This is a genomic window from Nocardiopsis sp. iso_186 (assembly GCF_056173365.1).
The window spans coordinates 3983777-4009143 of the sequence record NZ_CM149670.1; the positions used below are offsets into that span (position 1 = coordinate 3983777).

A 25367-nucleotide genomic window follows, 5' to 3' on the forward strand; every position below is an offset into this window, starting at 1 on the left:
CGATCCTGGAGAACTTCGCACTGCCCTCAGCGGGGCGGCGCGCGTGGTTGGGGATCGGGCTGTCCCGCAAGCGCGAACTGGCCGCCGCCCGGGCCGTCGCCGAGCGCATCTCCACCCGTTACGGCTCTTTGGACGACCCGGTCTCGACCCTCTCGGGCGGCAACCAGCAGAAGATCGTGGTCGGCAAGTGGTTCCCCACCGAACCACGGGTGGTGCTGATGGACGACCCGGCCAAGGGCATCGACGTCCGCGCCAAGGCCGAACTCTTCCACGTGGTCAGGGAACTGGCCGCGTCGGGGGCCGCGGTGCTGATATCGGCCAGCGACGACCGGGAACTGGTGGAGCTGTGCGACCGGGTCCTGGTCCTGTTCGAGGGACGGATCGTGGACGAGGTCGAGGGCGACCGGCTCACCGAGGAGACCCTGGTCTCCAGCGCCATGCACATCACCGAGGCCGACCGGGCCGTCGCAACCACGGCGACCGCGGACACCGACCCGGCCGCCCCTGAGCGGGAGGACTCGTGAACACGCTCACCGCCCGGGCCGGCACCAGCGTCTCGAACCTGACGCGGGCTCGAATGCCGATGGTCGCCACCACGGTGCTGCTCATCGTCACCGTCACCGCCGCGGCGACCCTTCAGGGCAACTTCTTCACGCCCTATGGGATGACCGCCAACTTCGCGACGATCCTGCCCATCGCCACGGTCGCCGTCGCCCAGACGATCATCGTGCTGTCGGGCGGTATCGACCTGTCCATCGGCACCATCGTCACACTGTCCTCGGTGGTGACCGTGCGGCTGATGGACGGCGGCGACCCCTCCCAAGTACCGCTGGCCCTGGCCGCGGGACTGGCCACCGGGGCCGCGTGCGGACTCTTCAACGGCCTGCTCGTCGCGGTACTGCGGCTGCAGCCGATCGTGGCAACTTTCGCCACGAGCTTCGTGTTCGGCGGCGTCGCGCTGTTGGTGCTGTCCTCCCCCGGAGGAACGGTGCCGGCCGTGCTCACCGGTGGCTACCGGCAGGTGTTCGCCTACCTCGTTCCGGTTCCGGCCCTGCTGCTGCTCGTTCTTTGGCTGGCGTGGCGGCTGCTGCGTGCGCAGCGCATCGGCCAGTACCTCTACGCCGTGGGCGGTAACGCGGGGGCCTCCTACGCCTCGGCGGTTCCCGTCACCTGGGTCCGCGTCTTCGCCTACACGGCGGGCGGCACCGTGGCGGCACTGGCGGGCGTGGCCCTGTTGGCCAACTCCGGCTCGGGCGACCCCTTCATCGGCAACGAACTGACCCTCGGATCGATCGCCGCCCTGGTGATCGGTGGCACCCGGCTGCGCGGAGGCGCGGGCGGGGCCGGCGGTTCCATCCTGGGCGCGATCATCCTGACCCTGATCCAGAACCTGGTGTTCTTCGCGGGTGTGCCCACCAACGCCCGCGAACTCGTCAACGGCGCGATCATCATCATCGCGATCGCGCTGGCCGGCCTGCTCACCGCCCGGAGCGAACGCGCCGGGCGCAGCGAAGGGAGGACCGCGTGAGCGCTCCGCAGACATCCACTCCGACCTCCAGTCCGATCGCTGACCGCCTGCGACGCGCCGCACGCGATCCGGTGGTGGTCTCCGGGATCGCCGCCCTGGCCCTATGGGTGGTGGCCGCGATCGTCTCACCGGCGTTCGCGTCATGGAGCCAGATCCTGACCCTGTTGATGCTCGCCTCCTTCCTCGGTGTGATCGCCATCGGGCAGACCCTGGTGATCATCGCCGGCGGAGAGGGCATCGACCTGTCCGTGGGGGCGGTTGCCACCTTGGCGGCCATCATCGGCTCGCGCTACATGGACGGCTCCAACGAGAACCTCCTGCTCGCGGTCGTCCTGGCCCTCGGGGCCGCGGCGATCGTGGGAGTGATCAACGGCGTGGGGATCCTGATGTTCAGGGTCCCGCCCCTGGTCATGACATTGGGCATGATCGCGGTGGTGTACGGGTTCATCCGGCTCTACACGGGCGGTCGTCCGGCTGGGTCGGCCGCGCCGGCCCTTCGGACCCTGGTCACGGGCGACACCGTGGCCGGCATCCCGGGTGTGCTGTGGCTGTGGCTGGCCCTGTCGGTCCTGGTGATCTGGTTGCTGCGGCGCACCTCCTACGGCTGGCGTCTCTACGCGGTGGGAGGCAACCCCAACGCGGCCTACCTGTCGGGGGTGAACACCAAGGCGGTCAAGCTCAGCGCCTACGTGCTGTCCTCGGTATTCGCGGGCGTGGGCGGCCTCCTGCTCCTGGGCTACACCCAGACCGTGTTCCTGCGGCTGGCGGATCCCTACATGCTGCCCAGCGTGGCGGCCACCGTGGTCGGCGGCACCGCGCTGATCGGAGGCGTCGGGGGCTACCTGGGCACCATCATCGGCGCGATCCTGCTGACCGTCCTGGACTCCTTCCTGCGCATCCTGCAACTGGGCGGCGGAGCCGGCGACGCGCCCCGGCAGATCATCTACGGCCTGGTGCTGCTGGTGGTGCTCTCGGCGTACGGGCGGCAAAGACGCCTGCGGCAATGAGTCGTAGGACCTCGAACGATTGGAGATGACACATGAGTGAGCGTCTGGGCGTCGGCATCGTCGGCAGCGGGTTCATCGCGGAGTTTCACACCCGGTCCTTCCGGGGCGTGCGCGATGCCGACGTCGTCGCGGTAAGCGGACGCAACGCCGAGACCGTGCGCGGCGTGTGCGACCTGGCCCGCAAGATCCAGGTGGGCGACCCCACCGGCTACTCCGATGTCCGGGACATGGTGCGTGATCCGGCCGTGGACGCGGTGTGGCTCACCACCCCCAACCACGTCCGGTTGGAGACCGTGCGCGCGATCGTGGAGGAGGTCGGTTCGGGCCGGGCCTCCCTGCGCGGTATCGCCATCGAGAAGCCCCTCGGGCGCACGGTCGCCGAGGCTGCCGAGGTTCTGGCACTGGTGGAGAGTGTGGGTCTGTCCCACGGCTACCTGGAGAACCAGGTGTTCGCCCCCGGCGTGACCCGTGCCCACGAGCTGGTGTGGGCACGTGGGGCATCCGCAGCGGGGGCCCCCTACCTGGCCAGGTGCGCCGAGGAGCACAGCGGCCCGCACAGTGCCTGGTTCTGGCAGGGCGACAAGCAGGGCGGCGGCGTCCTCAACGACATGATGTGCCACAGCGTGGAGGCGGGCCGGTTCCTGCTCACTCCGCCCGGGGTGCGCAAGTCCGAGTGGCTGACGCCGGTCAGCGTGGACGCCACCATCGCCTGCTTGAAGTGGGCGCGTCCCGCCTATTCCGAGCAGCTGCGGGAGCGTTTCGGCCCGGAGGTGGACTACCAGCGTGCGCCTTCGGAGGACTACGCGCGCTCCACGGTCGTCTACCGAAACGGCGACGGCGACGAGGTGGTCTCGGAGGGCACGACGTCGTGGAGCTACGTGGGCGCCGGTCTACGGCTGACCTTCGAGCTGCTGGGCCCGGAGTACGCGATGGCGGTGAACTCCCTGGACACCGAGGCCAAGGTGTTCCTCAGCCGGGAGATCTCGGGCAAGCCCGGCGAGGACCTGGTGGAGAAGCAGAACGCCGAGGGCGGGTTGATGCCGATCCTGTCCGATGAGGCGGGCGCGTACGGCTACACCGAAGAGAACCGGCACATGGTGACGAGTTTCCTTCAGGGCACCCCGCCCGCCGAGGACCTGCACGACGGTCTGCTGGTGACCAAGGTGCTGATGGCCTCCTACCTGTCCGCGCAGGAAGGCCGCCGTATCGACCTGGACTCCACGGACCTGACCGATTTCGTGCCGGATGTCGCCACCGGCAACTGGCGCTCGGGGCGCTAGGAACGCATTTGGCGCCGGCCGGTCGGGCAATGGGCCGGCCGGCGCCGCCCATTTTCCGCCCCCCCGACATCGTCGCTGGTCAGAGCACTGAAAATCGTGTTCAAGAATACCGTTCAACGGCATGGCCGAACATTTCTTAACAGTGAACTAAAACGTCTTGAAACCTGTTGGCAGCGGCGTAAGCTGGGCAATCGTGCCCACGTTGTTCACCCACCGCAGGCTTCGGTTGCACCGTCGCCACCGAGAGGTCTCCGTGCCCCAACTGACCGGGATCTCACACATCACCCTGTCCGTTCGCGATCGCAACGACAGCGTCGAGTTCTACCGTGACGTGCTCGGTTTCCGCGAGTTCGAGACCAAGGACGAGGCCCGCTGGCTCCGCACCACGTGCCGCCACTCCTCCGGCCTGCTGCTGTGCCTGACCCAGCACCGGGACCATTTCAACGCGCGCTTCGACTACCGGCACGCCGGGGTGGACCACATCGGGTTCGAGGTTGTCAACCTGGTCGCCCTGGAGAGTTGGGAAGAGCGCCTGACCTCGTTCGACGTGGAACACTCCCCCATCGTGCACTGCTCCTCGGGTTCCCTGTTGTCCTTCGAGGACCCCGACGGTTTCCAACTGGAACTGCACTGCCCCACCGAAGCGGACGACGACTAGGCCGCCCCGGCTGACCGGGGCGGCCGGGGGCATCGACTACTCCGCGGCCACGAGGTCCAGACGGATCTCGCGTTCGCGCACCTCCTGCACCGCGGTCTGGGGCAACCTGTCGTCGGTGATGATGAGGTCGAAGTCGTCCAGGCTGGCCACCCGGAATGTGCCGAACTTGCCGTACTTGGTGCTGTCCACGGCCAGGACGCGCTTGGAGGCGATCCGCATGAGCTGCTGTTTGGCCACCACCTTGGCCTCGGAGGGAGTCGTGGTCCCGCGTTCGACGTCCCAGGAACTGCTGGCGATGAACGCGATGTCCACGTTCACCTTGCCGAGGAAATCGGCGGTGAACTGCCCCACCGACGAGTGGTCGGCATGCGAGACCACACCACCGGTGTGGATCAGCTCGATGTTGGGATACTCCATGAGGTGGCCGACGACGTTGAAGTCGTTGGTGACCACCGTCAGGCCCACCTTGTCGGTGAGCATCGGGACCATCTGGAGCATGGTGGTGCCCGCGTCCAGGAAGATCGTGAAGTTCTCCCTGACCAACTCGGCGGCAGCGCGCGCGACGGCGCGCTTTGCGGGAACCTCCAACTGGGCTTTGGCCAGGTAGGAGGGCTCGCTCTTGAGCCGGGCTGCCAGGCGCACCCCTCCGGTGACCGAGAGCACCTTGCCCTCGTTCTCCAGTGCCTGGATGTCGCGCCGCACCGTCATGTGGGATACGGACAGCATCGACGTCAGCTCGTTGATGCTGAGAACGTGACGTTCCTGCAAGAGCTTGAGGATGTGTTCGCGGCGCTGGTCGGGGATCATCTCTGGCCTTCGCGATCGGTCGTCGTGGTGGGCGTGCGTCACTGTGATCGACGCATCTGGTTCTCTAGAAGTTTCCCAGTTCGCGGCAGGCCACGCGTTGCGCCCCTGGGGTGATGCGTCTCGCACGATGCGCAAACTGTCTTCTTCGGGGTTTTTGGCCGCGTCACGTGCGGTCCGGCGTGGTTTTTGGCACTCTGGTCACCAAGCCGTCCGGCTCCACGTCGCGCGCACTGGAGAACCCATATGACGCTGACGATCGCTCACCGGGGGGATCCCGCTCGGTTTCGGGAGAATACCCTGCCTGCCCTACGTGCTGCCGCCCGCGACGGCGTGGACCTGGTCGGCATCGACCTCAGGTTGACGCAGGACGGGCACGTGGTGCTCATGCACGACGAGACGCTGGAGCGCTTCTGGCGGATGCCGTACACGGGTTCGGAGCTGACCCTGGCGGAACTAGCGGGCCTGGGCGACGGGAGGGACCGGCGCATCCCCACCCTGATGGAGGTTCTCGCCGAGTTCGTCTGGCCGCAGATGCCCCAGCTGGTACTGAACGTTCCTTCGATCCAGGTGGCCTTGACCGCCGACGACGTGGTCCGGACGCACGGCATGCTCGACCAGGTCCTCTACAACGGTTCCATCGACGCGATGCGCGCGCTGCGAGCACGCCGGCCGCACGCGCGACTCATGCTGACCTGGGCCGAGCAGGGACTCCCGCCGGCCGCACTGTGGCAGGCCGTCCAACCGACCTTCTACGACGCCTACTGGCCGCTGCTGGACCCCGACGTCGTCGCACGGGTCCACCGATACGGGTGCGCGGTCTCGGCTTGGACGGTCAACGACGTGTCGCAGATGGTCCGGCTGATCGAGATGGGAGTGGACGCGATCAGCACGGATCAGCCCGCCGACCTGACCCGGTTGCTGGCGTCTCGCCCCCCGCGCCGCGGTTGAATCGGGCCGCGCCCCTCCCACCGCCCGCCCGACACTCGCGGCAAATATTTTACTGAATCAATTTTATTTCGTAATTCCCCTACGGCTGGCCGTCCGCGCCGAAAGCGTCGGCATTTCATTTCGATGCCTGAAGCCGTTTTCCGGCCAATCCCGGCTAGAACGCCGCTATCCTCGAAATCGCTTCGTATTCCTGAGCCACCCCCGATCCCCTCATATGGAACTTTCCAGATACCAATAGCGCGAAATACCCCAGAGCACGTACGGACTCCAACGACGGTGCAGGCTAGAAATGACCATGACGGCCAACTCCTCTCCTTTGGGCAGCATCCATACGAACCGCGCACTCGACGCCGCAACCCGGCTTTTCTCGGCACACGGCTCAGAGAACGTTGACATGCACACGGTCGCACTGGCAGCAGATATCGACGCGATTGATTTTCGGCGCGCTTTCCCCACGAAACTCGATCTCAGCTACGCCGTCGCCCTGCGCTGCACCCGACGGCTGGTGAGCACGGAGGACGACGCCGTCTCCGCAGCGCACTCCCCCCTGGATCGGCTGTGCACCATGATCCGCCGCCACATCACATTCAGTTGGGAGCACCGCACGGAGCAGGAGTTGCGTCGTGCGCTTCTACCGGTCCTGCGCACCATCTACCCCGACCGGCACCGGGAGCTGTCCGGACTGCTGCGCGGTTACCGCGCACGGATACAGGGACTGATCGAACAAGGGCGCGATCTGCAGCTGTTCGCCCGGACCAGTCGCGAGCCCGTCACGGGAGCCACCGTCCTCGAAACCCTGGAAGGGATACTGAACTGGTACGACCCCGACGGAGAGCTGACGATCGACCAGCTCAGCGACGTCTACGTCAACCTGGTCATTCACCACCTCCTCGGCGCGCAGCGGACGTAGCGCCACGCACCGAGGAGGGCACCAGCCGGTCCTCGTCCGGATTCCAACGCACCGGCAGTCGCTCCGGTGCGTTGGTGAAGATCGAGGGCACGGGGGTGAGCTCGGCAGGGTCCACGGCGAGGTCGAGATCGCCGAAACGGCGGAACAGAGCGGGAAGTGCCACCCCCAGCTCCAACCGGGCCAGCGGGGCGCCCAGGCAGAAGTGCGGACCGTGCCCGAAGGCCACGTGCCGCTTCTGCTCGCGGGTGATGTCGAAAACGTGTGCTTGCGCACCATGCTGGGCGCAATCACGGTTGGCCGAGGCGAAGGAGACGAGAACGGGGTCGCCGCGCTTGAGCAACCGGCCGCCCAGTTCGACGTCGCGGACGGGGTAGCGGAAGGGCAGGATGGCGACGCTGGTGTCCCAGCGCAAGGTCTCCTCCACCGCGGCGCTCCAGGGCACCGCGCCGTCTCGGAGCAGGCCGAGCTGGTCGGGGTGGGTGAGCAACGCCTTGACGGCGTTTGTGAAGACGCCGACCGTTGTCTCGAAGCCGGCCGCCATGAACAGCCAGAGAGAGTCGATCAGCTCCCGGTCGGACAACTGGTCGCCTTCGTCGCGAGCCTGGATGAGGGCGCTGGTGAGGTCCTCCCCGGGGGTGGCGCGGCGTCGCTGGACGAGGTCGGTGAAGTACTCGGTGACCGTCGCCTGAGTGGCCAGCACCTCTTCGACCGGAGCGACGGTACTGAAGACGCTGGAGACGAGCCGTTGGATGGTGGGTCGATCCTCGTCGGGGATACCGAACAATCGGCAGATCACCCCCATCGGAAGCGGGACGGCGAGTGCCGAGCGGAGGTCGGCCGCGCCGTTCCCGCGTTCCATCTGGTCGAGCAGGTTCTCGGTGAGCTCCTCGATGGCCGGCCGGAGCAACTCGACCCGACGCGGGGTGAACGCCTTGGCCACCAACCCTCGGATGCGCGTGTGGGCGTCACCGTCGGAGTGCAGCATGTTGTCCAGGTGGATCATGCCGATCAGTGGCCAGTCCTCGGCGATCTCACCGTCCTGCCACGCCTTCCAGTTCCGGTAGTTCTTCACGAAGTCCTTGCCCGCCATGACCTCCTGGGCCTCGGCGTGACGGGTCACCGCCCAAACAACGACCGGACCAGGGAGCTCAACCTGGACCACGGGCCCGAGTTCTCTGAGTCGTGCGGCCTGGGCCTGGGTGTCTCTGGCGTAGGGGTCGAGGACGACTGGTTCACGCATGTCTGGTCTCCGCTCTGGGCAGTGGACACCTCCTGTGGCGTGAACACGACGGGAAGGCGCTCAAGCCCCCGGATGAATAGGGACGGACGCCAGCGAAGGTCACGCTCAGGTACCGAGAGTTGCATATCCGACAAGCGGAAGACCAGGGTCTGAATGCTGGAGGCTGCCATGTGCTGGCCGATCTTCTGCGCAGGGCAGCGGTGCGGCCCGGCACCCCATGCCAGGTGAGAGCGGTTACCGGAGCTCCGGGCCGACGCATGGACCCCATCGGCGTCGTAAAGAATCGGGTCATTATTGGCTGCGGCATAACCTGAGATCAGGCAGTCCCCTTCAGCGATCCGGTAACCGGCGACCTCGGTGTCGCGTCGCGCGTAGCGCCCGGCCAAGGTCTGAAACGGGGGCTCTCGCCAGAGAACCTGCTCGATAGCGTCGTGGATGAGCAACTGGGAGCCCGAAACCGCCACTCGCATCTCCTGTTCGAGGAGGAGCAACCGCAGTGCATTTCCGATCAGGTTGGTGGTCGGATCATGCGCGGCCGCGATCGTGAGCATGATCTGCTGGGCGATCTCCTCATCGGTCAGCTGCGCCTCGTGCGCCAAGAGCCGCGAGGTGATGTCGTCGCCGGGCTTGACGCGCTTGCGCGCCACCAGGTCCATCAGGAACCCCACCATCTTGACGTTGGCGGCGTTGGCGGCCTCGGCGTCGCCGTCCCACAGGTCCATCATGAGGTCGCAGAGGAAATAGCCGTGGTCGTCGTTCTGGCCCAGCATCCGGTTGATCACCAGCAGCGGGATCCGGTAGGCGAAGTCGTCGATCAGGTCGGCCTCGCCGTAAGGGGCGAAACTGTCGATCAGCGCTCCGGCGACCTCTTCGATGTCGGTGCGCAGCCTGTTGGTGGTGAAGGCCTCGTAGGCGTCCACCAGGGCCCCGCGCAGGCGCTGATGCTCGACGCCGTCGGTGTGCAGGGCGTTGGGGCGGTACTCGAACACCGGATAGGTGCCGTGGTTCGGTGTCATGCGTCCCTCACGCAGTTCCCGCCAATTCCGGGCGTCATGGGGGAAGAGGTGGGGGTCGCGCAGAACTTCGAGGTGCTCGCTGTAGCCGAGCATCAGCCATGCGCGTACACCGGGTTCCACCTCAACGGGAGCGATCCCGCCGAACCGTTTGCGCATCAGCTCCCACAGCTCGCGCGTATCGCCCTGAAGGGTGTCGCCGTGCAGCGGGACGGCCTCGGGCTGGCTGCTCAACGGGCAGCCGTTGGCGGGTGAGGAGGGAGGCGTGGGTGTACCGAAGCGCGAGTCAGTCATAGCGCCCGACGATAGTTCGCACCCTCTCCCCTCGCCGGAAAACCCGGGAAAAAGCTGGGTCAGGCGTCCGGGAACACCAGCTCGGCCTCGCGGGCGAAGTGCGCGATCTGCTCGGGCGGCAGAAGCGCCGCCCCGGACGGCGTCCGCCCATAGATACCGATACGTGTAGCAAAACAGGATATGGCGGCGGTTTTACGGCGCCGAATCTGCTCGGATAGAACGATTCGGTAGGCACTTGCCCATGGCACCCGATCGTCCCCGGGACTGGCCCAATGCCACATCCACACCGGATAACTCAGCAGGGACGCTCCGACCTTTCGGGCGGCGATATCTGCGGCGTGGGCGGTCGCCTCGTGGTCGGAGTGCGGGTCGCCCTCCCACGGCGCCACGCACAGTTCAAACCCGGAACAGGCGTCTGCCAACGCGCCGGCCAGCTCCGAGTCCCCGCCGGAGCGCACCGCGCCCCCGAGCAGTCCCAGACGGAGCACATGGGCATCCAGCGCACCCAGGGTGCGCAGCGCCTCGATCTCCTCGTCAAGACGGCACCGCGCGGAACGGGTCGTCACCGGTCCCGGGAGGTCCTCGTCGGTCACCACGATCACCCGCAGCCGCACACCCGCCGCAGCCAACATCGCGATCGTCCCGCCGACAGCGAGCACCTCGTCACCGGGATGCGGGGTGACGACGACCGCGCTGGTGATGCCGGCCAGGTGCAGCGCGGGGAACTCGCGCAGCGCACGCCACCCACGCCAGGTCGTCTCGGAGGTTCCGGCCTCGTCCATCGGATGCCGGTGCCTCATCGACCAGCGCGTGCTGCTCATGCCTCTGCCTTTCCCCGGGATGGCGCCCAGCTGCCCAGAATGCCTGATGGCATGCGTCGGACCGCGGCACAGGTGAAGCCGTACCGGCTCGGGGCTGCCAGGCTGGGGGGATGAGTGGATTCGAGGGGCCGGCACCCGTGTGGATCGTGTCGGGCGCGCCGGGCGCGGGCAAGTTGACGGTGGGCGCACTGCTACTGGAGAGACTCCGTCCGGTGCCCGCCCTACTGGACAAGGACACCCTTTACGGAGGTTTCGCCGCGGCGGTACTGCACGCCCATGGCCGGCCCTACGGAGAACGAGAGGGGCCCTGGTACGACGAACATGTGAAAGTCCATGAGTACGGAGGTCTGACGGCAGCGACCCGCCAGGTCCGCGGGGCCGGGTGCCCGGTACTGCTGGACGCACCCTTCACCGGTCAGATCCGCGATCGTGCACGGTGGCGTTCCTGGGTCGCCGAGCTGGGCGGGGAACCGGTGCGGCTGCTCTGGGTGCGCTGCGCACCGGCCACCCTCAGGCAGCGACTGACCGCACGCGGCCGGCACAACGATGCCGGCAAGCTCGCGGAATTCGATGCCTTCGTCGCGCGGATCCGCCCGGACGAGCCGCCAGCCGCCCCGCACTGGGAGGTGGACAACAGCGAAGGAGCAGTACCGCTGGGCCGACAGTTGGACGCACTGCTGGCTGCCGACCGGCAGCAGCCTGGTGAACATGGACTTCACCCCCGCTGACGCCATGCCGGCCTGCGACATCGTCATCGACATGGCCTGTGAAAACCATCGCGGCTGGGAGGGCGTTGGACCAGGAACAGGAGGAGTCCGCCGGCCGGCGCTCCCGTTTCCAGAACGAGTTGCTGCCCGAGCTCGCCCCGGAGCTCCGAGCCGTGTCCCACGCCATGATCAACGCCGTTCTCCGCGAGTGGTTCGCCAAGAGACTGGTGGTCGCCCTCGACGGGATCACGGTACGTCTGGCACCACGCTGAACCGCGGCTCAGCCGGTCGCACCGCCCCGGCCCGAAAACGCCAGCCCGATGCCGTACATGCCGGGGTCGAGGGTACTGCGCGGAGCACTCTGACCGCCCTGCTGGGAGAGGTAGAACGCCACTCCCGCCGCCACCACCGTGCCCACCAGCAGCAGGATTCCCAGGAACAGCAGCACACCTGAGGAGCGGCCGGCTCCTGCCTGCCGCGGCCGCGCGAACCCCGTGGAGGGCGGATGGTTCGTCTGCCCCGCCGGAGGCACGGTGGGCGGCCCCGACCTCAGCGGTGCAAAGCGCGGCGGATATGCGACCGGGCCGCCGGGCGGATAGGTCCCCGGCCCGCCGGGCGGTGCACCGTTCCCTCCGGTGGCCGGGTGGGCCACCGGAGCGTACGCACCTGGCGGGAACGGCGTCGAGGGGCCGGCGGTCGCGGGACGGGACGGCTCCGGCCGGCGGGCGACCGCCGGCGGCCGGTTGCCCGCCGCGACCATCGCCCCCGCCTGAAGGGTGGGGGTGGGAAGCTCTGCCTGCACGGGGACCGGGCGTGCCGTTCCCTCTGCCGGGCTTTCGGGGGACGGCGGGGTTCCACCGCTGAGCACGCTCATGAGGACCGCCGCAGCGGTGGGCCTGGCCGCGGGATCCTTGGCGAGGCACTGTTCGACGAGGGCGCGCAGTGGACCGGTGAGCCCGCCCAGATCGGGGGGCAGAGTGGTGACCCGGTGGATGACGCTGGGCAGCGAGTCCTGGCCGTGGGGCGGGGTGGCCGTCGCCGCGAACACGATGGTCGCCCCCCAGGCGAAGACGTCGGCTTCGGGGCCCAGCGTCCCACCCGCGACCTGCTCGGGGGCCATGTAGGAAGGGGTGCCCGCGATGGTGTCGGTGTGGATGGAACGGTCCAGCGCGCGGGCGATGCCGAAATCGATGACGCGCGGGCCGTCCGGCCCCAACAGTACGTTGCCCGGCTTGAAGTCGCGGTGCACGATACCGGCGCGGTGGATCGCGGCCAGCGCGGTGATGGTGCCCACCGCCAAACGCTCCAGGCGGGAGCCGGTCAGTGGTCCCTCGTCGCGGATGACGGCGTGCAGGGAGGGACCGTCGATGAACTCGCTGACCACGTACGGCGGATCGCCGGTGACGTCGGCGTCCAGGACCTGGGCGGTGCAGAACCGGGCTACCCGGCGCGCGGTCTCGACCTCCTTGACCAATTGGGCGCGTAGCGCAAAATCGTGCAGGAGGTCGGTGTGCAGCAGCTTGACCGCGGCCAGTCCGCCCCGGGCGTCGGTCCCCAGGTAGACAACGCCCTGCCCGCCTTCTCCCAGCCGGGCGGTCAACGTATAGGCGCCCACCCGCTGGGGGTCGCTGTCGAGCAGCGGTGCGGTGGCGGTCATCAGTCCTCCGTCGTCGGCGGCGCGCTCCACACCTCGAGGAGAGGCAGGACCTGCTCTGTTGAGCGCTCGGATACTCGGTTTCGTTGGGTACGGCGTCCGGAGCGACGCACAGGTTCCTTGATTTACCGGAAAGATATAGCTCGCGCAAAAATGCGCGACTACGTCGCTAAAAATGAGAAAACCTTACGAGGTGATCAGATCGCACCGCTTTACGGCGACTACGATCGTCATATGACGGCACCCTTGCGCACCGAGCGACTACTGATCCGGGACTGGGGCACTGACGACGCCGAGGCCGCCTTCGCGGTCTACGGCTCTCCCGAGGTGGCACGCTGGCTGACGCCGGTGATGCGCACCGTGGACGACGTATCGGCGATGCGCTCGGTCCTGGAGGCATGGGTGGAGGCTCAACCCAACCTGATTCCGCCGGCCGGGCGGTGGGCGGTGGTCCGCGAGACCGACGGCCAGGTGATCGGTGGGCTGTCCCTGCGGTTGCTGCCTCCGTTCGAGGAGGACTTCGAGCTCAACTGGCAGCTGCGCCCCGACGCATGGGGCCAGGGCTACGCCACCGAGGCGAGCCGCGCACTCATCAGCTGGGCGTTCAGCCAGGGCCTGGAGGAGCTGTTCGCGGTGGCCCGGCCGAGTAACCAGCGCGCGATCCAGACCGCACGCCGGCTGGGAATGGAGTGGGTCGGCGAGACCGACAAGTACTACGAACTGCGCTTGCAGGCGTTCCGTCTCCGCCCGGGCGACATGTGACCTGACCGCACCCGGTCGGCTTCCTGCCGTGTGCCCCTACGCTCGGGCACCGGTACTCGGGACCCGGTTCTTCAGTTGATCCGTCGGCGCGAATCCCCCGCGCCGACGGATCAACTGCGAGCAATCGCGCGGGCTAGTCGGCCGTGGTGCCGTAGAGGACGTCGGCATACTCCCGATGCCGGGCGATCCATCCCTGGTAGAACGGGCACACCGGGAGCACCGGCAGCCCTTCCGCGCGGGCCGCGTCCAGCGAGGCCCGGACCAGCGCGCTGCCTACCCCCTTGCCCTCGAAGGCCGGATCCACCTCGGTATGGGTGAAGGTGATCAGTTCGGCGGTGCGGATGTAGTCGGCGAAACCGGCGAGCGCACCGTCCTGGTGCGCCTCGAACCGCTTGCTCTCGGGCACATCGACTACGGTCAGTTCACTCATCGAACGCTCCTGGTCAAAAGTGCGGGTCTCTCGGTCGAGAGCTCCCGTGGGCGGGGCGTCTCGCCCTTTTCATCTTCTACCCATCACAGGGCCTCGGGCGGAACGGTCCTCCCCGCCGAGCAGGCGAAGCACAAATCAGGTTAGGCTTACCTGAAATTGTGGTGCGTTCTCGCGTTCCGCGATCCCTGTTCTCCGCCGCGATCTCCACCAGGGAGTTGGTCTCGTGCCTGCACGCCCCAGTGCCCGCGCCGCGCTCGTCGAAGTGTCGGCTGTCCGCCGGGTCAGCCCCCAGATGGCCCGTGTCACCTTCACCGGCCCCGGCGTCACCGGGCTTCCCGCACGCGGCTACGACCACTGGTTCCGGTTTTTCCTGCCCCTCAACGACCAGCAGGACCCGGTACTCCCGGCCACCGAGGACTGGTGGAACGAGTGGAAGGCGATGCCGGAGAACGTGCGTCCGGTGATTCGCAACTACACCGTCCGGCAGCACCGGCCCCGGGCCGGTGAGATCGACGTGGACTTCGTCCTGCACGGCGACACCGGACCTGCGACGCGCTGGGCGAGCCGGGCGCAACCGGGCGACCGTGCCGGCCTGCTGGAACAAGGGATCATGTTCGATCGCGCCGCGCACCCCGGCCGACCACTCATCGCCGGTGACGAGACCGCGCTGCCCGCGATCGCCGGAATCATGGCGAGCCTGGAACACGACGACCGGGCCGAGGTCTACATCGAGGTTGCCGACGCCGCCGAGGAGCAGGAACTGGCAGCGCCGCCGGGCGTACGAGTCCACTGGATCCACCGGTCCGAAGGACCCGAGAACGGTGTGCTGGACGCCATCCGCCGCGCCGAACTCCCCGCCGACCTCGGGCATACCTGGCTCGCGGGCGAGTCCTCCGTCGTGACCTCGGTCCGTCGCCACCTGGTCAACGACCGGGGCGTCGCCAAGAAGGACATCTCCTTCTGCGGCTACTGGCGCCGCGACAAGAGCGTGGACGAGGCGTAGCACCGTACCTTGGGCCCGGGGCGCACCGCGCACCACCGGGCCCTCGGCTACCCCAGCCTGCGGGTGAACTCCGCCTCGGAGACGACCTCGATGCGCTGCCCCTTGGCCGCGTACGCCTCGGCCTGACGATGCTTGGCCGTCTTGGCCCCATCGACCGCGCCGGTCACCAGCACGTTGGTCTTCTTGGTGACGTTCTTGGCGGGGACACCGCCGGCTGCCGCGATGCGCTTCCACGCCTCGATCTTGGACATCCCCGCCAGGTCACCGCTGACACACACGACCCGACCGAACAGCGCCCCTGCCGGGTCGGCGTTCGGGTCGGGTTCGGGCAGCGGCTCTCTGGCGATGTCCTGCCACTGCTGGTAACGGGCGCTCATGGGCGGTCGGGCACGTGACGGCTCGGCGTCCCAGAGCGTCGGCGCCGGTTCCTGGACGGGCGCGGGCAGCGGAGCCGGGTTGACCCGGGCTGCGAGCCCGCTCGTGCGCAGCAGCGGGCGGCGGGTTTTCAGGCACAGGTCGAAGAGCGTGTGCACGCCGTGCACACGCAGTGCGGCGATCATGATGTGGGCCGCTGCCTCGGCATCGGCATCGGCTGCGTGGTGGCGCAGCAGGTCGTGGCCGATCTCGGCGCAGACCGTCGGCAATTTGTGGTTGTCCAGCGCAGGCCAGGTGCGCCGTGCGGTATACAGCGAACACGCGTAATCGGTGGCCTCCCAGGCCAGGCCCGTGTGCGCGCAGGCCGCGTGGATCACGCCCATGTCGAAGGCGGCGTTGTGCGCGACGAGGGGGCCGCCGTCGGCGAAGTCCACAATGGCCCGAAACGCCTCGGGCCACTCGGGGGCGTCGGCCACCTGCTCGGGCCCGATCCCGTGGAAGTCGATGTTGAAGCGCGCGAACCGTCCCGCTTGCGGAGGGGGCTTGATCAGGGTGGTGTAGCGCTCCGCGATACGCCCTTCCTCGACCCGGACCAACCCCACCGAGCAGACACTGCCCCGGTCGTGATTGGCCGTCTCGAAGTCGATCGCGGTCCAGCGGTCGCCCATGGCCGTCCCCGTCTTTCGTTGATGTGCACCACCGCGCGACCACTATGGCGCACCGACGCGGAATGCGGCGGGCGAACCGGAGAAATCGGGCAGTGGGTCCGGTGTCCGGTGGGCTCGCACATCGGCGGCGAAGGCCCACTGGGGAAGAGGTTCCACCTGCTGCACCCGGCTCCGGGGCAGGCCGGTGTCCGGGACCCGGATGCCGAGAATACCGCCGACGAGGGCGCACGTGGTGTCAACGTCTCCCCCACTGCGACTGCGCCCCCACGGTCCCGAAGCGAAATCACGCAGGTGGCGGGCTGCTCCCCACGACGCGAAGAAGGCAACGGTGCCGGGGCACTCGCCCGACGGCCGTTATCCAACCGCAGCACTGCGGCCCTCAGTTCGGTGATGGTCCGCGTGCAGGGCACAGGCGGATACCGGAATGTCAACCGTTGACTTTGCGCGGCTGTTTGATTACGTTCCGGTTGCGTTTGGAAACCTCTTCACCAATCGCCCCCTCCCCTGTCCCATCGCGCGGGGAGGGCCGGCGCCCAGCGCGCCTGGGAACGCTCCCAGGTCGAGGCCGCCCGCTCCAGCGCCTGACCCGACCACCCCCCACGGAGGCATCCAGTGGCGCAGTCCCCCAATACGTTTCCCCTCCGCTCCAGAACCACGGCCCTGGTGGCCGCAGCACTCGCCGGGCTCCTCGTCCTGGCCGGCATAATGATCTCCCCAGGTACCGCGCACGCGGCCAGCGTCACCGCAACGGTGGCCAAGGACTCCACCTGGGACAGCGGCTACACCGCGTCCGTCACCGTCAAAAACGCCACCGGCAGCACGGTCAACGGCTGGAAGGTCGAGCTGACCCTGCCCGCGGGCTCCAGCGTCGGCAGTCACTGGAACGCCGAACGCTCCGCCAACGGCGCCAAGCAGACCTTCACCAACGTCGGCTGGAACGCCGCCCTGACCCCCGGGGCGAGCACCAGTTTCGGCTTCACCGTCAACGGCACCGGTGAACCGACCGCGTGCACGGTCAACGGATCCGCCTGCTCCGGCGGCGATCTTGGCCCCGGTCCGGATCCGACCGTTCCGCCCACCAACCCCAACGCCTCCCCCGTCCAGGAGCACGGCAAGGTCTACGTCTGCGGCGTGAACCTGTGCGACGAGGACGGCAGACCGGTCCAGCTGCGCGGCATGAGCACGCACGGCATCCAGTGGTTCGACCACTGCCTCACCGGCGGCTCCCTCAGCGCCCTCGCCGACGACTGGAAGGCCGACATCGTCCGGCTGTCGATGTACATCCAGGAGGGCGGCTACGAGACCAACCCGCGTAGGTTCACCGACCGGATGCACGACCTGATCGAGGAGTCCACGGCGCGCGGCATGTACGTCATCGTCAACTGGCACATGCTGAGCCCCGGCGACCCCAACCACAACACCGAGCGCGCCAAGACCTTCTTCGCCGAGATCGCGGAACGGCACGCCGACAAGGACAACGTGATCTACGAGATCGCCAACGAGCCCAACGGCGTCTCCTGGAACTCCATCAAGAGCTACTCCGAGCAGGTCATCCCGGTCATCCGGGCCGAGGACCCCGACTCCGTCATCCTGGTGGGCACTCGCGCCTGGTCCTCGCTGGGCGTCTCCGAAGGTTCGTCGCACACCGAGATCACCGCCAACCCGGTGAACGCCGACAACATCATGTACACCTTCCACTTCTACGCGGCCTCGCACGGCAACAGCTACCTGAGCGAACTGGAGCGCGCCTCCAACGTCCTGCCGATCTTCGTGACCGAGTTCGGCACCCAGGACTACTCGGGAGAGGGCGCCAACGACTTCGTCGCGGCCAAGCGCTACCTGGACCTGCTGGAACGACAGAAGATCAGCTGGGTCAACTGGAACTTCTCCGACGACCACCGTTCTGGCGCGGTGTTCACCGAAGGCACCTGCACGGCGGGCGGGCCCTGGGCCGGGACCTCCCGGCTGAAGGAGTCCGGCGTGTGGATCCGCGACCAGATCCGAGCCGGGGCGTAACCCCCTGACCACCGGCTTGGTCCCATGAAGGCGGGGCGGGTGCGAACCGATCGGTTCGCACCCGCCCCGCCCCTGTTGGACCGGTGTCAGAGCGCGGTACAGGTCAGCGCGAGGGAGGACGGAGTCGCCCCCGAACCGAGAAACCCGAAGGTCGTGGAACCGCTTGCGGCAAGCGTGCCGTTGTAGGAGGCGTTGGCGGCCGTGACAGCGGCCCCGCTGGTGCTGAGCGAGGTGCTCCACGACTGGCTCACGCTCTGCCCGCCGCCGAAGGTCCACTTGACCTGCCAACCGGCGAGCGCAGCTGCACCGGCGGTCACCGTTACCTGGCCCTGGAAGCCGCCCTGCCACTGTCCGACGGTGGTGTAGACCGCCGTGCAACCGGTGTTGCCGCCGGGGTCGGGAGACGGGCCGGGACCGGGACCGGGGTTGCTTCCACCGAATACGGAGGCCTCCTCCGCAGTGGCGTCGATGCCGTTGGAACCGTAGAAGATCCGCTCACCCCAGGAGGTGAGGTTGTCGGCGTCGAACCCCTCGGTCATATCGAGATAGTCCACCCCGCCGCTGTTTCCGCTCCAGGACCAGCCGATATAGCCCAGGCCGAGCCGTTCCGCCTCGGCCATGATGGTGTCCTCGTCGGGATTGCCGTCGGAGTGGTCGTGACCGAACTCGCCGACCACCAGGGGAAGGCCCGCGTCCACGAAGTGCTCCAGGTAGGCGGTGACCGTGGCCGCCTGTGCGTACACGCCGTACATGTGGATGGAGAAGAGGGTGTTACCGGTCGGGTCGGCCGCGTAGACGTCCGGGGCGTTGTCGCGCATGATGTGCGCCCAGTCCTGGCCCCAGTTGGGTGCGTCCACCACCAGCGTGTGGTCGAAACCCGCGTCCCGCAACCGGGTGATGGCCCCGGAGGTAGCGGAGGCCCAACCCGCGTTGACGGAGGCGTTGTTGCCGTAGGGCTCGTTGCCGATGTTGATGAGGATGTAGTCCTCCTCACCACTCAGCACGCTCTGGATACTGATCCAGTAGTCCACCGCCTCGTCGAGCGTGACGGCCGCGCCGGCCTCCCCGTAGCCGGTGGTGTCGTGGACCTCCAGCATGCAGATGAGCCGGTTGGCCTTGCAGATGCTGATGACGTTGGCGACGTCGGAGGCGTCGTTACGGGTCCACTGTCCGCCGTTGCTCAGCACGACCCGCACGGTGTTGGCTCCGTGCGACTTGATCCCGGCGAAGGAGTCGGTTTCCTGGGCGTACCAGGTGTGGGCGTGGCTGACGCCGCGCATGACGAAGTCGTTGCCGTTGGCGTCGAGGAGACGGCCCTCCTCGACGGTGAAACCGGTCTGGGCGTGAGCGGGTTGGGCGAGCACGAACAGTGAGGCCAACAGGGCGAGTACCGCGGTTGCAGCCAATGCGAGACGTTTTCTCATGACCTTCCTCAAAGGAGGCCCCCTCGGGCAAGGGGAATCGGGTGGCTGGGAACGCCCCCCACGCGAGTTCTCCTGAGGCGCCGACGCCACCATAGGCATAGTGATGAAGGCCACACAACCGGTTAAGTAAAGTTAAGTGTGCACACTCCGCAATCCCTCCGGACACAGCGAAAAACCACACTGAACTGCGAAGACATCCTTTGACATCGCAAGAAGGCAGGTCAGGGACGCTCACTGGCGGTCAATCGCCGAAGCGCTCCAAGGCACGGATCTTGTTGGTGGCGTCCAGTGCCGCGATCTTGTACACCTCCGACAGCGTCGGATGGTTGAACACCGCGTCCACCAGGTAGTCCACGGACCCGCCGCAGCCCATCACGGCCTGGCCGATGTGCACGAGGTCGGTCGCCCCGGTTCCGAACAGGTGGACCCCCAGGAGCCTCCGGTCAACGGTGGACACCAGCAGTTTGAGCATTCCGTGGGAGTCGCCGGCGATCTGGCCGCGGGCCAGTTCCCGGTACCGGGCCGTGCCCACCTCGTAGGGGACTGCTGCGGAGGTCAGCTCCGCCTCGGTCGCCCCGCAGTAGGAGATCTCGGGAATGGTGTAGATGCCGATGGGCCGTAGTTCCGCCAGTTCTCTGACCGGTTCGCCGAACGCGTGATAGGCGGCGAGGCGCCCCTGATCCATCGAGGTCGCGGCGAGTGCGGGGAAACCGATCACGTCGCCCACCGCGTAGATGTGGTCCACGTCGGTCCGGTAGTGCTCGTCCACCTGGAGCCGGCCCCGCTCATCAGCGGCGAGTCCGGCGTTCTCCAACCCGAGATCGTCGGTGAGGCCCTGGCGTCCGGCCGAGTACATGACGGCGTCGGCCAGGATGCGCTTACCGCTGACCAGCGTGGTCACCGTGGCGCGATCGGAGACTGCGACATCCACGACCTTTTCCCCGAACCGGAAGGTCACCGCGAGATCACGCAGGTGGAACTTGAGCGACTCCACGATCTCGGGATCGCAGAACTCCAGCATCCGGTCCCTCTGCTCCACCACCGTCACCCGGGTGCCCAATGCAGCGAACACCGAGGCGTACTCGATGCCGATGACCCCGGCACCGACGACGACCAGTGAGGAGGGGATTTCCTCCAACTGCAGGATCTCGTCGGAGTCCAGTACCCGGGCCTCGTCGAAGTCCACCTGGGCCGGACGCGCCGGACGGCTGCCGGTGGCGACCACGACGGCACCCGCGCTCACCCGGGCCTGCTCGCTCTGGCCGCTGCCTTTCACCGCAATGACGTGCGGCTCGACGAAGCGGGCGGTGCCCGCGATCAACGTGACGTGGTTGCGTTGCAGCTGAGCGCGTACGACCTGGACCTCGCGGTCGATCACGTGCCGGGTCCGGGACAGCAGGTCCGCGACCGTGATCTCCTGCTTGACCCGGTAACTGGCGCCGTACAGCTCGCGCTGGCTCATCCCGGTGAGGTAGAGGACGGCCTCTCGCAGCGTCTTGGAGGGGATCGTCCCGGTATGCAGGCAGGATCCGCCCACCATCTCCAGGCGGTTGACGATGGCGACGCGCTTGCCGAGTTTGGCGGCGGCTATCGCAGCCTTCTGCCCGCCGGGGCCGCTGCCGATCACCACGAGGTCGTAGTCGTAGTCGCTCACGTATCCCAGAGTGGGTGCCGCACACACTGCGGCACAAGAGATCCGGCTCACCGTTACCCGATGGTGGTGCGGTCTACGGGACCGCGGGGCGCCCGATTGTCACAGCACTGTTCTAAATTGTGGGGCATTGGATGGGACCGCACGCCGACCGGGCTGCGCGTCACCTGCGGTGAAGGGCGGATTCGTGGCACAGCAGTCGGGCGACCAGATCACCTACCTCGAACTCTCCGAGGACAGCGGCAGCGCGCACAAGTTCTATGAGGTGAAGGTCGAGGGGACCGAGGTCACCATCCGCTACGGGCGCATCGGTGACGCCGGACAGGTCCGGTCCTCCACCCACCCGACCCGGGAGAAGGCCGGCGCGGTGGCCGCGAAGAAGATCGGCGAGAAGATCCGCAAGGGGTACGCCCCGGCGGTGGCCGGCGGTCGCCAGCGCCGCCCCGTAACCCGGCGGGTCATCAACAGCACCCGCTCCACCGCGCGCCAGGCCCCGGTGCTGTGGCGGTTCAGGTCCGGTGGTCCGGCGTTCGGGATCTTCGTCGACGACGAGCGCTGCTGGGTCGGCAACGAGCGCGGCGACGTCTACACCCTTTCCCACGACGGAACGGTGACGGCACGCTACGCGCTCCCCGACGGCGTCAAGTGCATCGTCGCCGACGACTTCTGGATCTACGCGGGCTGCGACGACGGCAAGGTCTACGACCTGGGCGCCAAGATCCCGCACGTGGCCTACGAGATCTCCAGTGACGTCAACATCTTCTGGCTGGACATCCACGAAGGGGTGCTGGGGGTCTCCGACGAGGCCGGCCAGATCACCAGCATCGACCACGAGGACGAGTTCCAGTGGTCGCGCAAGAGCGGGGGCCGCTCCGGTTGGATGGTGCGCTGCGACTCCGAGGGCGTCTACCACGGTCACTCCGGCGGAGTGACCAAGTACGACCCGCGGTCGGGCGACTCCCTGTGGAACGTGCGAACCAACGGCGCGGTGCTGTTCGGCTGGCAGGAAGGCGACGAGGTGTTCGCGGGCACCACCCAGAACCGGGTCAACCGGATCGGCAAAGACGGCACGCTGCGCTCCTCCTACCGTTGCGACGGCCCGGTGTTCTCCTGCGCCACCTCCCTGGACGGCCGTTATGTGTTCGCCGGCGACAGCAACTCCTCGATCTACTGCTTCACCCGCGAGGGCGAGCGACTGTGGAAGCTGGGAAGCGGGTGCGGTTCGGCCTACTCCATGCAGTTCCTCGACGACCGTCTCTACATCGTCACCACCGACGGCTCACTGGCCTGCATCGACGCGAGCGAGACGGCGGTTCGGGCAGCCGAGCAGGGGAACGTGCCCGAGGCCGTGGACATCAAAGCCACGCATGTGGCGGCGGTCGCCCCCTCCCGGAGCGTGGAGAGCCTGCCCATGGTCGCCGCGGCTGGAAGCGGTGGCGTGGTCGTGGAGTGCGTGCAGGAGGGCTCTCGCCTGCGAGTCCGGGTGGACTCCCCCGGTTTCGACCCGACCTGGCGGGTGCAGTTCCCCAAGGAGATCCGCAGCCCCGGCGTGCGCTACGTGGTGGACGAGGTCATCGAGTCCAACGGTGGCTTCTACCGAACCCGAGGCGAGATCCGTCGTCTGGGCTAGCAAGGCGTCCGCGGACGACGGGCCCGGCCGCCGCCCCCTCGTGGCGGCGGTCAGGCGTCGAAGTTGACGGTCACGGAGTCGGTGACGGGAAGGGACTGGCACGACAGCGCGTAGCCGGCGGCCACCTCGGTCTCGTCCAAGGCATAGTTGCGCAGCATCCGCACCGCACCGTCGCCGACCCGGACCCGGCAGGTTCCGCACACCCCGCCCTTGCAGGCGAACGGCAGGTCCGCGCGCACGCGCTGGGCGGAGTCAAGCACAGGGACGTCGCGCGGCAGGAAGAGCGTGGTGGCACGGCCGTCCAAAACGACGGTGACCTCGCTGGTCCCCGCTTCGGGCTCCGGTTGGGCCCCGCGTACCGGTTCGGGCGGGGCCTCGTTGACGAAGAACAGCTCCTGGTGCACCCTCTGGGGGGCGACACCGCGTTTTTGCAGCACGCGCTGGGCGTCGCGCACCATTCCCAGCGGGCCGCACAGCCACCAGTCCCCGACGCGGTCGGTTGGGACCAGGGCATCCAGCAGCCGGTCGAGCCGATCGGCGTCCAACCGGCCGGTCAGCAGCTCCGCGGCCCGCTGCTCGCGGGAGAGCACGTGCACCAGGTGCAGGCGTGCCCCGTGGACGTCCTTGAGGTCGGCCAGATCGTCGGTGAACATGACCGTGTCGCTGCGCCGGTTGCCGTAGAGCAGGGTGACCCGCGCATCGGTGCTCTCCAGTAGGGAGGCGGCGATGGAGAGCACCGGGGTGATTCCCGAGCCGGCCGCGATCAGGACGTGGTGGGGCCTGTTCTGCGGACCGGGGGTGAAGCGGCCGCTGGGTAGGGCGACCTCGATGCGGTCTCCGGGGCGGACCTCGTGGACGAGCCAGGAAGAGAACACCCCTCCGGGGACCAGTCGCACGCCGATGCGCGGCGCCTGCCCGGCCGGTGCGCAGATGGAGTAGCTGCGCCGTTCCTCGCGCCCCTGGACGGTCCGCCGCAGCGTCAGGAACTGGCCGGGAAGGAAATCGTACGCCCGGGCCAGGTGCTCGGGCACGTCGAAGGTGACAGCGACGGCGTCGGCGCAGAGGTGTTCGACGGCCGCCACGTGCAAGGGATGGAAGGCAGCGCGGCCTCCTTCGGACGCGGTGGGCTCGAGGGCGGAAGCGGTCACGGCTCAGATCTCCTTGACGTGCTCGAAGGGTTCGCGGCAGACGCGGCAGCGCCACAGCGCCCTGCAGGAGGTGGCCCCGAACCTCGACAGTTCCTCGGTGTCGGAGGCTGCGCACCGGGGGCAGCGCACGGCCCTGCGCGGGGGTGCCAGGTCCAGCGGAACCGGACCGGACACCCGCGCGGGGGCGGGGCCGGGTGGGGAGATGCCGTGTTCGGTGAGCTTGCGCCGCCCCTCCTCGGTGATCCAGTCGGTGCTCCAGGGCGGGGCGAGCACGGTGCGCACCTGGACCCGGGGATATCCCGCGTTGTGCAGGGCCCTGCGCACATCGGCGCGCATCTCCACCAGCGCGGGACAGCCGGAGTAGGTGGGGGTGATGGCCACGGTGACGGTCCCGTCCTCCTCGGTCGCCACCTCGCGCAGGATTCCGAGGTCGGCGAGGGTGAGCATGGGGAGTTCGGGGTCGGTCACCGTCTCTGCCGCGCGGCGCGCCCGGTCCAGGCCGTCGGTCACCATGTCGCCTCCGGGTGGGCGCGGGCCACCGACTGCATTTCGTGCAGCATGGCGGCGAGTTCGGGCCCGTGCAGTCCTGCACGGCCGGTCGGCTCCGGCACCGGCACCGCAGGTGGGACCTCCAGAGTGGCTGCGACGAGCACCCGGGCCACGACTTCACCGACTTCGGCGCGCACGCCCGCCGGATCGACGGCGGCCCCCTGATCGGCCAGGCGGGCCTCGACCGGGTGGGTGGCGAACAGCTCGCCGGTCAGCGGCCAGACCTGCTCCAGTGCCGCGGTCATCCGATCTCTGGATTCGGGGGTCCCGTCGCCCAGGCGCAGCGTCCACCGCACGGCATACTCGCGGTGGTAGGCGAGTTCCTTGCTCCCCTTTGCGGCGACGGCGGCCAGTACCGGGTCGGCCGTGTCGGCGAGCCGGGTGAAGAGCTCCAGCCGCCAGGCGGACAGCACGAGCAGGCGGACCACAGCATGGGCGAAGTCGCCGTTGGGGGTCTCGGCCAGGCACACGTTGCGAAACTCCCGGGCGTCGCGCAGGTAGGCGAACGCGTCCTCGTCGCGCCCCGAACCGTCAACCTGGCCTGCGCGGGCCAGCAGCAGCCGGGCCTGTCCGAGCAGGTCGAGGGCGATGTTGGCCAGCGCCATCTCCTCTTCCAGCTCGGGCGCCGCGGTGGACCACTGGATCAGCCGTTGTGCGGCCACGAGGGCGTCGTCGCCCAACATCTGGCAGTACAGCGCCAGATCGTCCTGGTCGATCCCGACCGGTAGCGCGGTGTTGACCCCGGCCAGCGCCGCGGTGAACCCGGTACCGAAGGCCCACTGGTCGCCTGCGTGCGCGTCGTCCTCGGCGAGTCCGCCGTAGGGGTTGTCGGTGTTCGTCATCG

At 68.2% G+C, this 25367-nt stretch carries 25 protein-coding genes and 1 pseudogene; 14 read left to right on the forward strand and 12 right to left on the reverse strand.

Going from position 1 to position 25367, the window contains the following annotated elements:
- Positions 1-47: 47 nt before the first annotated feature.
- From AC0VYP_RS17485 to AC0VYP_RS17505, 5 genes are all read left to right on the forward strand, one after another.
- Positions 48-524 (forward strand): hypothetical protein, encoded by a 477-nt coding sequence (locus AC0VYP_RS17485; protein WP_475470749.1) that lies wholly within the window; start codon positions 48-50, stop codon positions 522-524.
- Entirely contained in the window at positions 521-1528 is a 1008-nt protein-coding gene (locus tag AC0VYP_RS17490) for an ABC transporter permease (RefSeq protein WP_285757098.1), read from the forward strand. The genes AC0VYP_RS17485 and AC0VYP_RS17490 overlap by 4 nt, the downstream gene beginning before the upstream one ends.
- A complete protein-coding gene (locus AC0VYP_RS17495) occupies positions 1525-2535 on the forward strand; it encodes an ABC transporter permease (protein WP_285757099.1) in 1011 nt (336 codons plus the stop codon). The genes AC0VYP_RS17490 and AC0VYP_RS17495 overlap by 4 nt, the downstream gene beginning before the upstream one ends.
- Before the next feature lie 32 nt (positions 2536-2567).
- Positions 2568-3815, forward strand: coding sequence for a Gfo/Idh/MocA family protein (locus AC0VYP_RS17500; protein WP_285757100.1), 1248 nt, complete (start codon positions 2568-2570; stop codon positions 3813-3815).
- A 193-nt stretch (positions 3816-4008) separates the two neighbouring features.
- Positions 4009-4473, forward strand: a complete 465-nt coding sequence (locus tag AC0VYP_RS17505; protein WP_475470752.1) for a VOC family protein — start codon at positions 4009-4011, stop codon at positions 4471-4473.
- Between the two features lie 36 nt (positions 4474-4509).
- Here AC0VYP_RS17505 and AC0VYP_RS17510 read toward each other — a convergent pair whose 3' ends face one another.
- Positions 4510-5280, reverse strand: coding sequence for a DeoR/GlpR family DNA-binding transcription regulator (locus AC0VYP_RS17510; RefSeq protein WP_285757101.1), 771 nt, complete (start codon positions 5278-5280; stop codon positions 4510-4512).
- 243 nt (positions 5281-5523) lie between these two features.
- Between AC0VYP_RS17510 and AC0VYP_RS17515 the strand changes: the two genes are divergently transcribed.
- Complete coding sequence (locus tag AC0VYP_RS17515) at positions 5524-6228, forward strand: glycerophosphodiester phosphodiesterase (RefSeq protein WP_285757102.1); 705 nt, start codon at positions 5524-5526, stop codon at positions 6226-6228.
- Between the two features lie 394 nt (positions 6229-6622).
- Positions 6623-7138, forward strand: coding sequence for a TetR-type transcription factor C-terminal domain-containing protein (locus tag AC0VYP_RS17520; RefSeq protein WP_475470753.1), 516 nt, complete (start codon positions 6623-6625; stop codon positions 7136-7138).
- Here AC0VYP_RS17520 and AC0VYP_RS17525 read toward each other — a convergent pair.
- The 3 genes from AC0VYP_RS17525 to AC0VYP_RS17535 are packed head-to-tail and all read right to left on the reverse strand — an operon-like array spanning position 7104 to position 10506.
- A complete protein-coding gene (locus tag AC0VYP_RS17525; protein WP_285757104.1) occupies positions 7104-8258 on the reverse strand; it encodes a cytochrome P450 family protein in 1155 nt (384 codons plus the stop codon). The two genes, AC0VYP_RS17520 and AC0VYP_RS17525, sit on opposite strands and share 35 nt — an antisense overlap.
- Positions 8255-9685, reverse strand: coding sequence for a cytochrome P450 (locus AC0VYP_RS17530; RefSeq protein ID WP_285757106.1), 1431 nt, complete (start codon positions 9683-9685; stop codon positions 8255-8257). The genes AC0VYP_RS17525 and AC0VYP_RS17530 overlap by 4 nt, the downstream gene beginning before the upstream one ends.
- A 59-nt stretch (positions 9686-9744) precedes the next feature.
- Entirely contained in the window at positions 9745-10506 is a 762-nt protein-coding gene (locus AC0VYP_RS17535; RefSeq protein ID WP_475470755.1) for a PIG-L deacetylase family protein, read from the reverse strand.
- 110 nt (positions 10507-10616) lie between these two features.
- Between AC0VYP_RS17535 and AC0VYP_RS17540 the strand changes: the two genes are divergently transcribed.
- Positions 10617-11234: a P-loop nucleotide/nucleoside kinase family protein gene (locus AC0VYP_RS17540; protein ID WP_475470756.1), complete on the forward strand. Its 618-nt coding sequence runs from the start codon at positions 10617-10619 to the stop codon at positions 11232-11234.
- 65 nt (positions 11235-11299) lie between these two features.
- Positions 11300-11485, forward strand: a complete 186-nt coding sequence (locus AC0VYP_RS17545; RefSeq protein ID WP_475470757.1) for a hypothetical protein — start codon at positions 11300-11302, stop codon at positions 11483-11485.
- A gap of 8 nt (positions 11486-11493) precedes the next feature.
- Here AC0VYP_RS17545 and AC0VYP_RS17550 read toward each other — a convergent pair whose 3' ends face one another.
- A complete protein-coding gene (locus AC0VYP_RS17550; protein ID WP_475470758.1) occupies positions 11494-12870 on the reverse strand; it encodes a serine/threonine-protein kinase in 1377 nt (458 codons plus the stop codon).
- A gap of 231 nt (positions 12871-13101) precedes the next feature.
- On the opposite strand from AC0VYP_RS17550, the gene AC0VYP_RS17555 reads away from it, so the two are divergent.
- Entirely contained in the window at positions 13102-13629 is a 528-nt protein-coding gene (locus AC0VYP_RS17555) for a GNAT family N-acetyltransferase (protein WP_285757111.1), read from the forward strand.
- Between the two features lie 133 nt (positions 13630-13762).
- Here the strand turns inward: AC0VYP_RS17555 and AC0VYP_RS17560 are convergent, their stop codons facing one another.
- Positions 13763-14059: a GNAT family N-acetyltransferase gene (locus tag AC0VYP_RS17560; protein WP_285757112.1), complete on the reverse strand. Its 297-nt coding sequence runs from the start codon at positions 14057-14059 to the stop codon at positions 13763-13765.
- 223 nt (positions 14060-14282) lie between these two features.
- Here AC0VYP_RS17560 and AC0VYP_RS17565 point away from each other — a divergent pair, with 223 nt between their 5' ends.
- Positions 14283-15062, forward strand: a complete 780-nt coding sequence (locus AC0VYP_RS17565) for a siderophore-interacting protein (RefSeq protein WP_285757113.1) — start codon at positions 14283-14285, stop codon at positions 15060-15062.
- Positions 15063-15109: 47 nt separating this feature from the next.
- On the opposite strand, the gene AC0VYP_RS17570 is transcribed toward AC0VYP_RS17565, so the two are convergent.
- A complete protein-coding gene (locus AC0VYP_RS17570) occupies positions 15110-16105 on the reverse strand; it encodes an exonuclease domain-containing protein (protein ID WP_475470759.1) in 996 nt (331 codons plus the stop codon).
- A 705-nt stretch (positions 16106-16810) separates the two neighbouring features.
- On the opposite strand from AC0VYP_RS17570, the pseudogene AC0VYP_RS17575 reads away from it, so the two are divergent.
- A pseudogene (locus AC0VYP_RS17575) lies at positions 16811-17077 on the forward strand (cellulose binding domain-containing protein); the annotation flags it as partial.
- On the forward strand, positions 17051-18121 hold the full coding sequence (locus AC0VYP_RS17580) for a glycoside hydrolase family 5 protein (RefSeq protein ID WP_475474280.1): 1071 nt from the start codon (positions 17051-17053) through the stop codon (positions 18119-18121). The pseudogene AC0VYP_RS17575 and the gene AC0VYP_RS17580, both read left to right, overlap by 27 nt.
- 86 nt (positions 18122-18207) lie before the next feature.
- On the opposite strand, the gene AC0VYP_RS17585 is transcribed toward AC0VYP_RS17580, so the two are convergent.
- Together AC0VYP_RS17585 and sthA are read right to left on the reverse strand one after the other, a co-directional pair.
- Positions 18208-19545 carry a cellulase family glycosylhydrolase gene (locus AC0VYP_RS17585; RefSeq protein ID WP_285757118.1) on the reverse strand — a complete coding sequence of 446 codons (1338 nt, stop codon included), beginning with the start codon at positions 19543-19545 and terminating at the stop codon, positions 18208-18210.
- A 241-nt stretch (positions 19546-19786) separates the two neighbouring features.
- On the reverse strand, positions 19787-21199 hold the full coding sequence (gene sthA, locus AC0VYP_RS17590) for a Si-specific NAD(P)(+) transhydrogenase (protein ID WP_475470760.1): 1413 nt from the start codon (positions 21197-21199) through the stop codon (positions 19787-19789).
- Positions 21200-21383: 184 nt separating this feature from the next.
- Between sthA and AC0VYP_RS17595 the strand changes: the two genes are divergently transcribed.
- A complete protein-coding gene (locus AC0VYP_RS17595; protein WP_475470761.1) occupies positions 21384-22826 on the forward strand; it encodes a WGR domain-containing protein in 1443 nt (480 codons plus the stop codon).
- A gap of 50 nt (positions 22827-22876) precedes the next feature.
- Here the strand turns inward: AC0VYP_RS17595 and paaE are convergent, their stop codons facing one another.
- The 3 genes from paaE to paaC are packed head-to-tail and all read right to left on the reverse strand — an operon-like array spanning position 22877 to position 25365.
- Complete coding sequence (gene paaE / locus AC0VYP_RS17600; RefSeq protein ID WP_475470762.1) at positions 22877-23974, reverse strand: 1,2-phenylacetyl-CoA epoxidase subunit PaaE; 1098 nt, start codon at positions 23972-23974, stop codon at positions 22877-22879.
- 3 nt (positions 23975-23977) lie between these two features.
- Positions 23978-24487, reverse strand: coding sequence for a 1,2-phenylacetyl-CoA epoxidase subunit PaaD (paaD, locus tag AC0VYP_RS17605; protein ID WP_475470763.1), 510 nt, complete (start codon positions 24485-24487; stop codon positions 23978-23980).
- On the reverse strand, positions 24481-25365 hold the full coding sequence (paaC, locus tag AC0VYP_RS17610; protein WP_475470764.1) for a 1,2-phenylacetyl-CoA epoxidase subunit PaaC: 885 nt from the start codon (positions 25363-25365) through the stop codon (positions 24481-24483). Before paaC ends, paaD begins: the two co-directional genes overlap by 7 nt.
- Positions 25366-25367 lie beyond the last annotated feature (2 nt).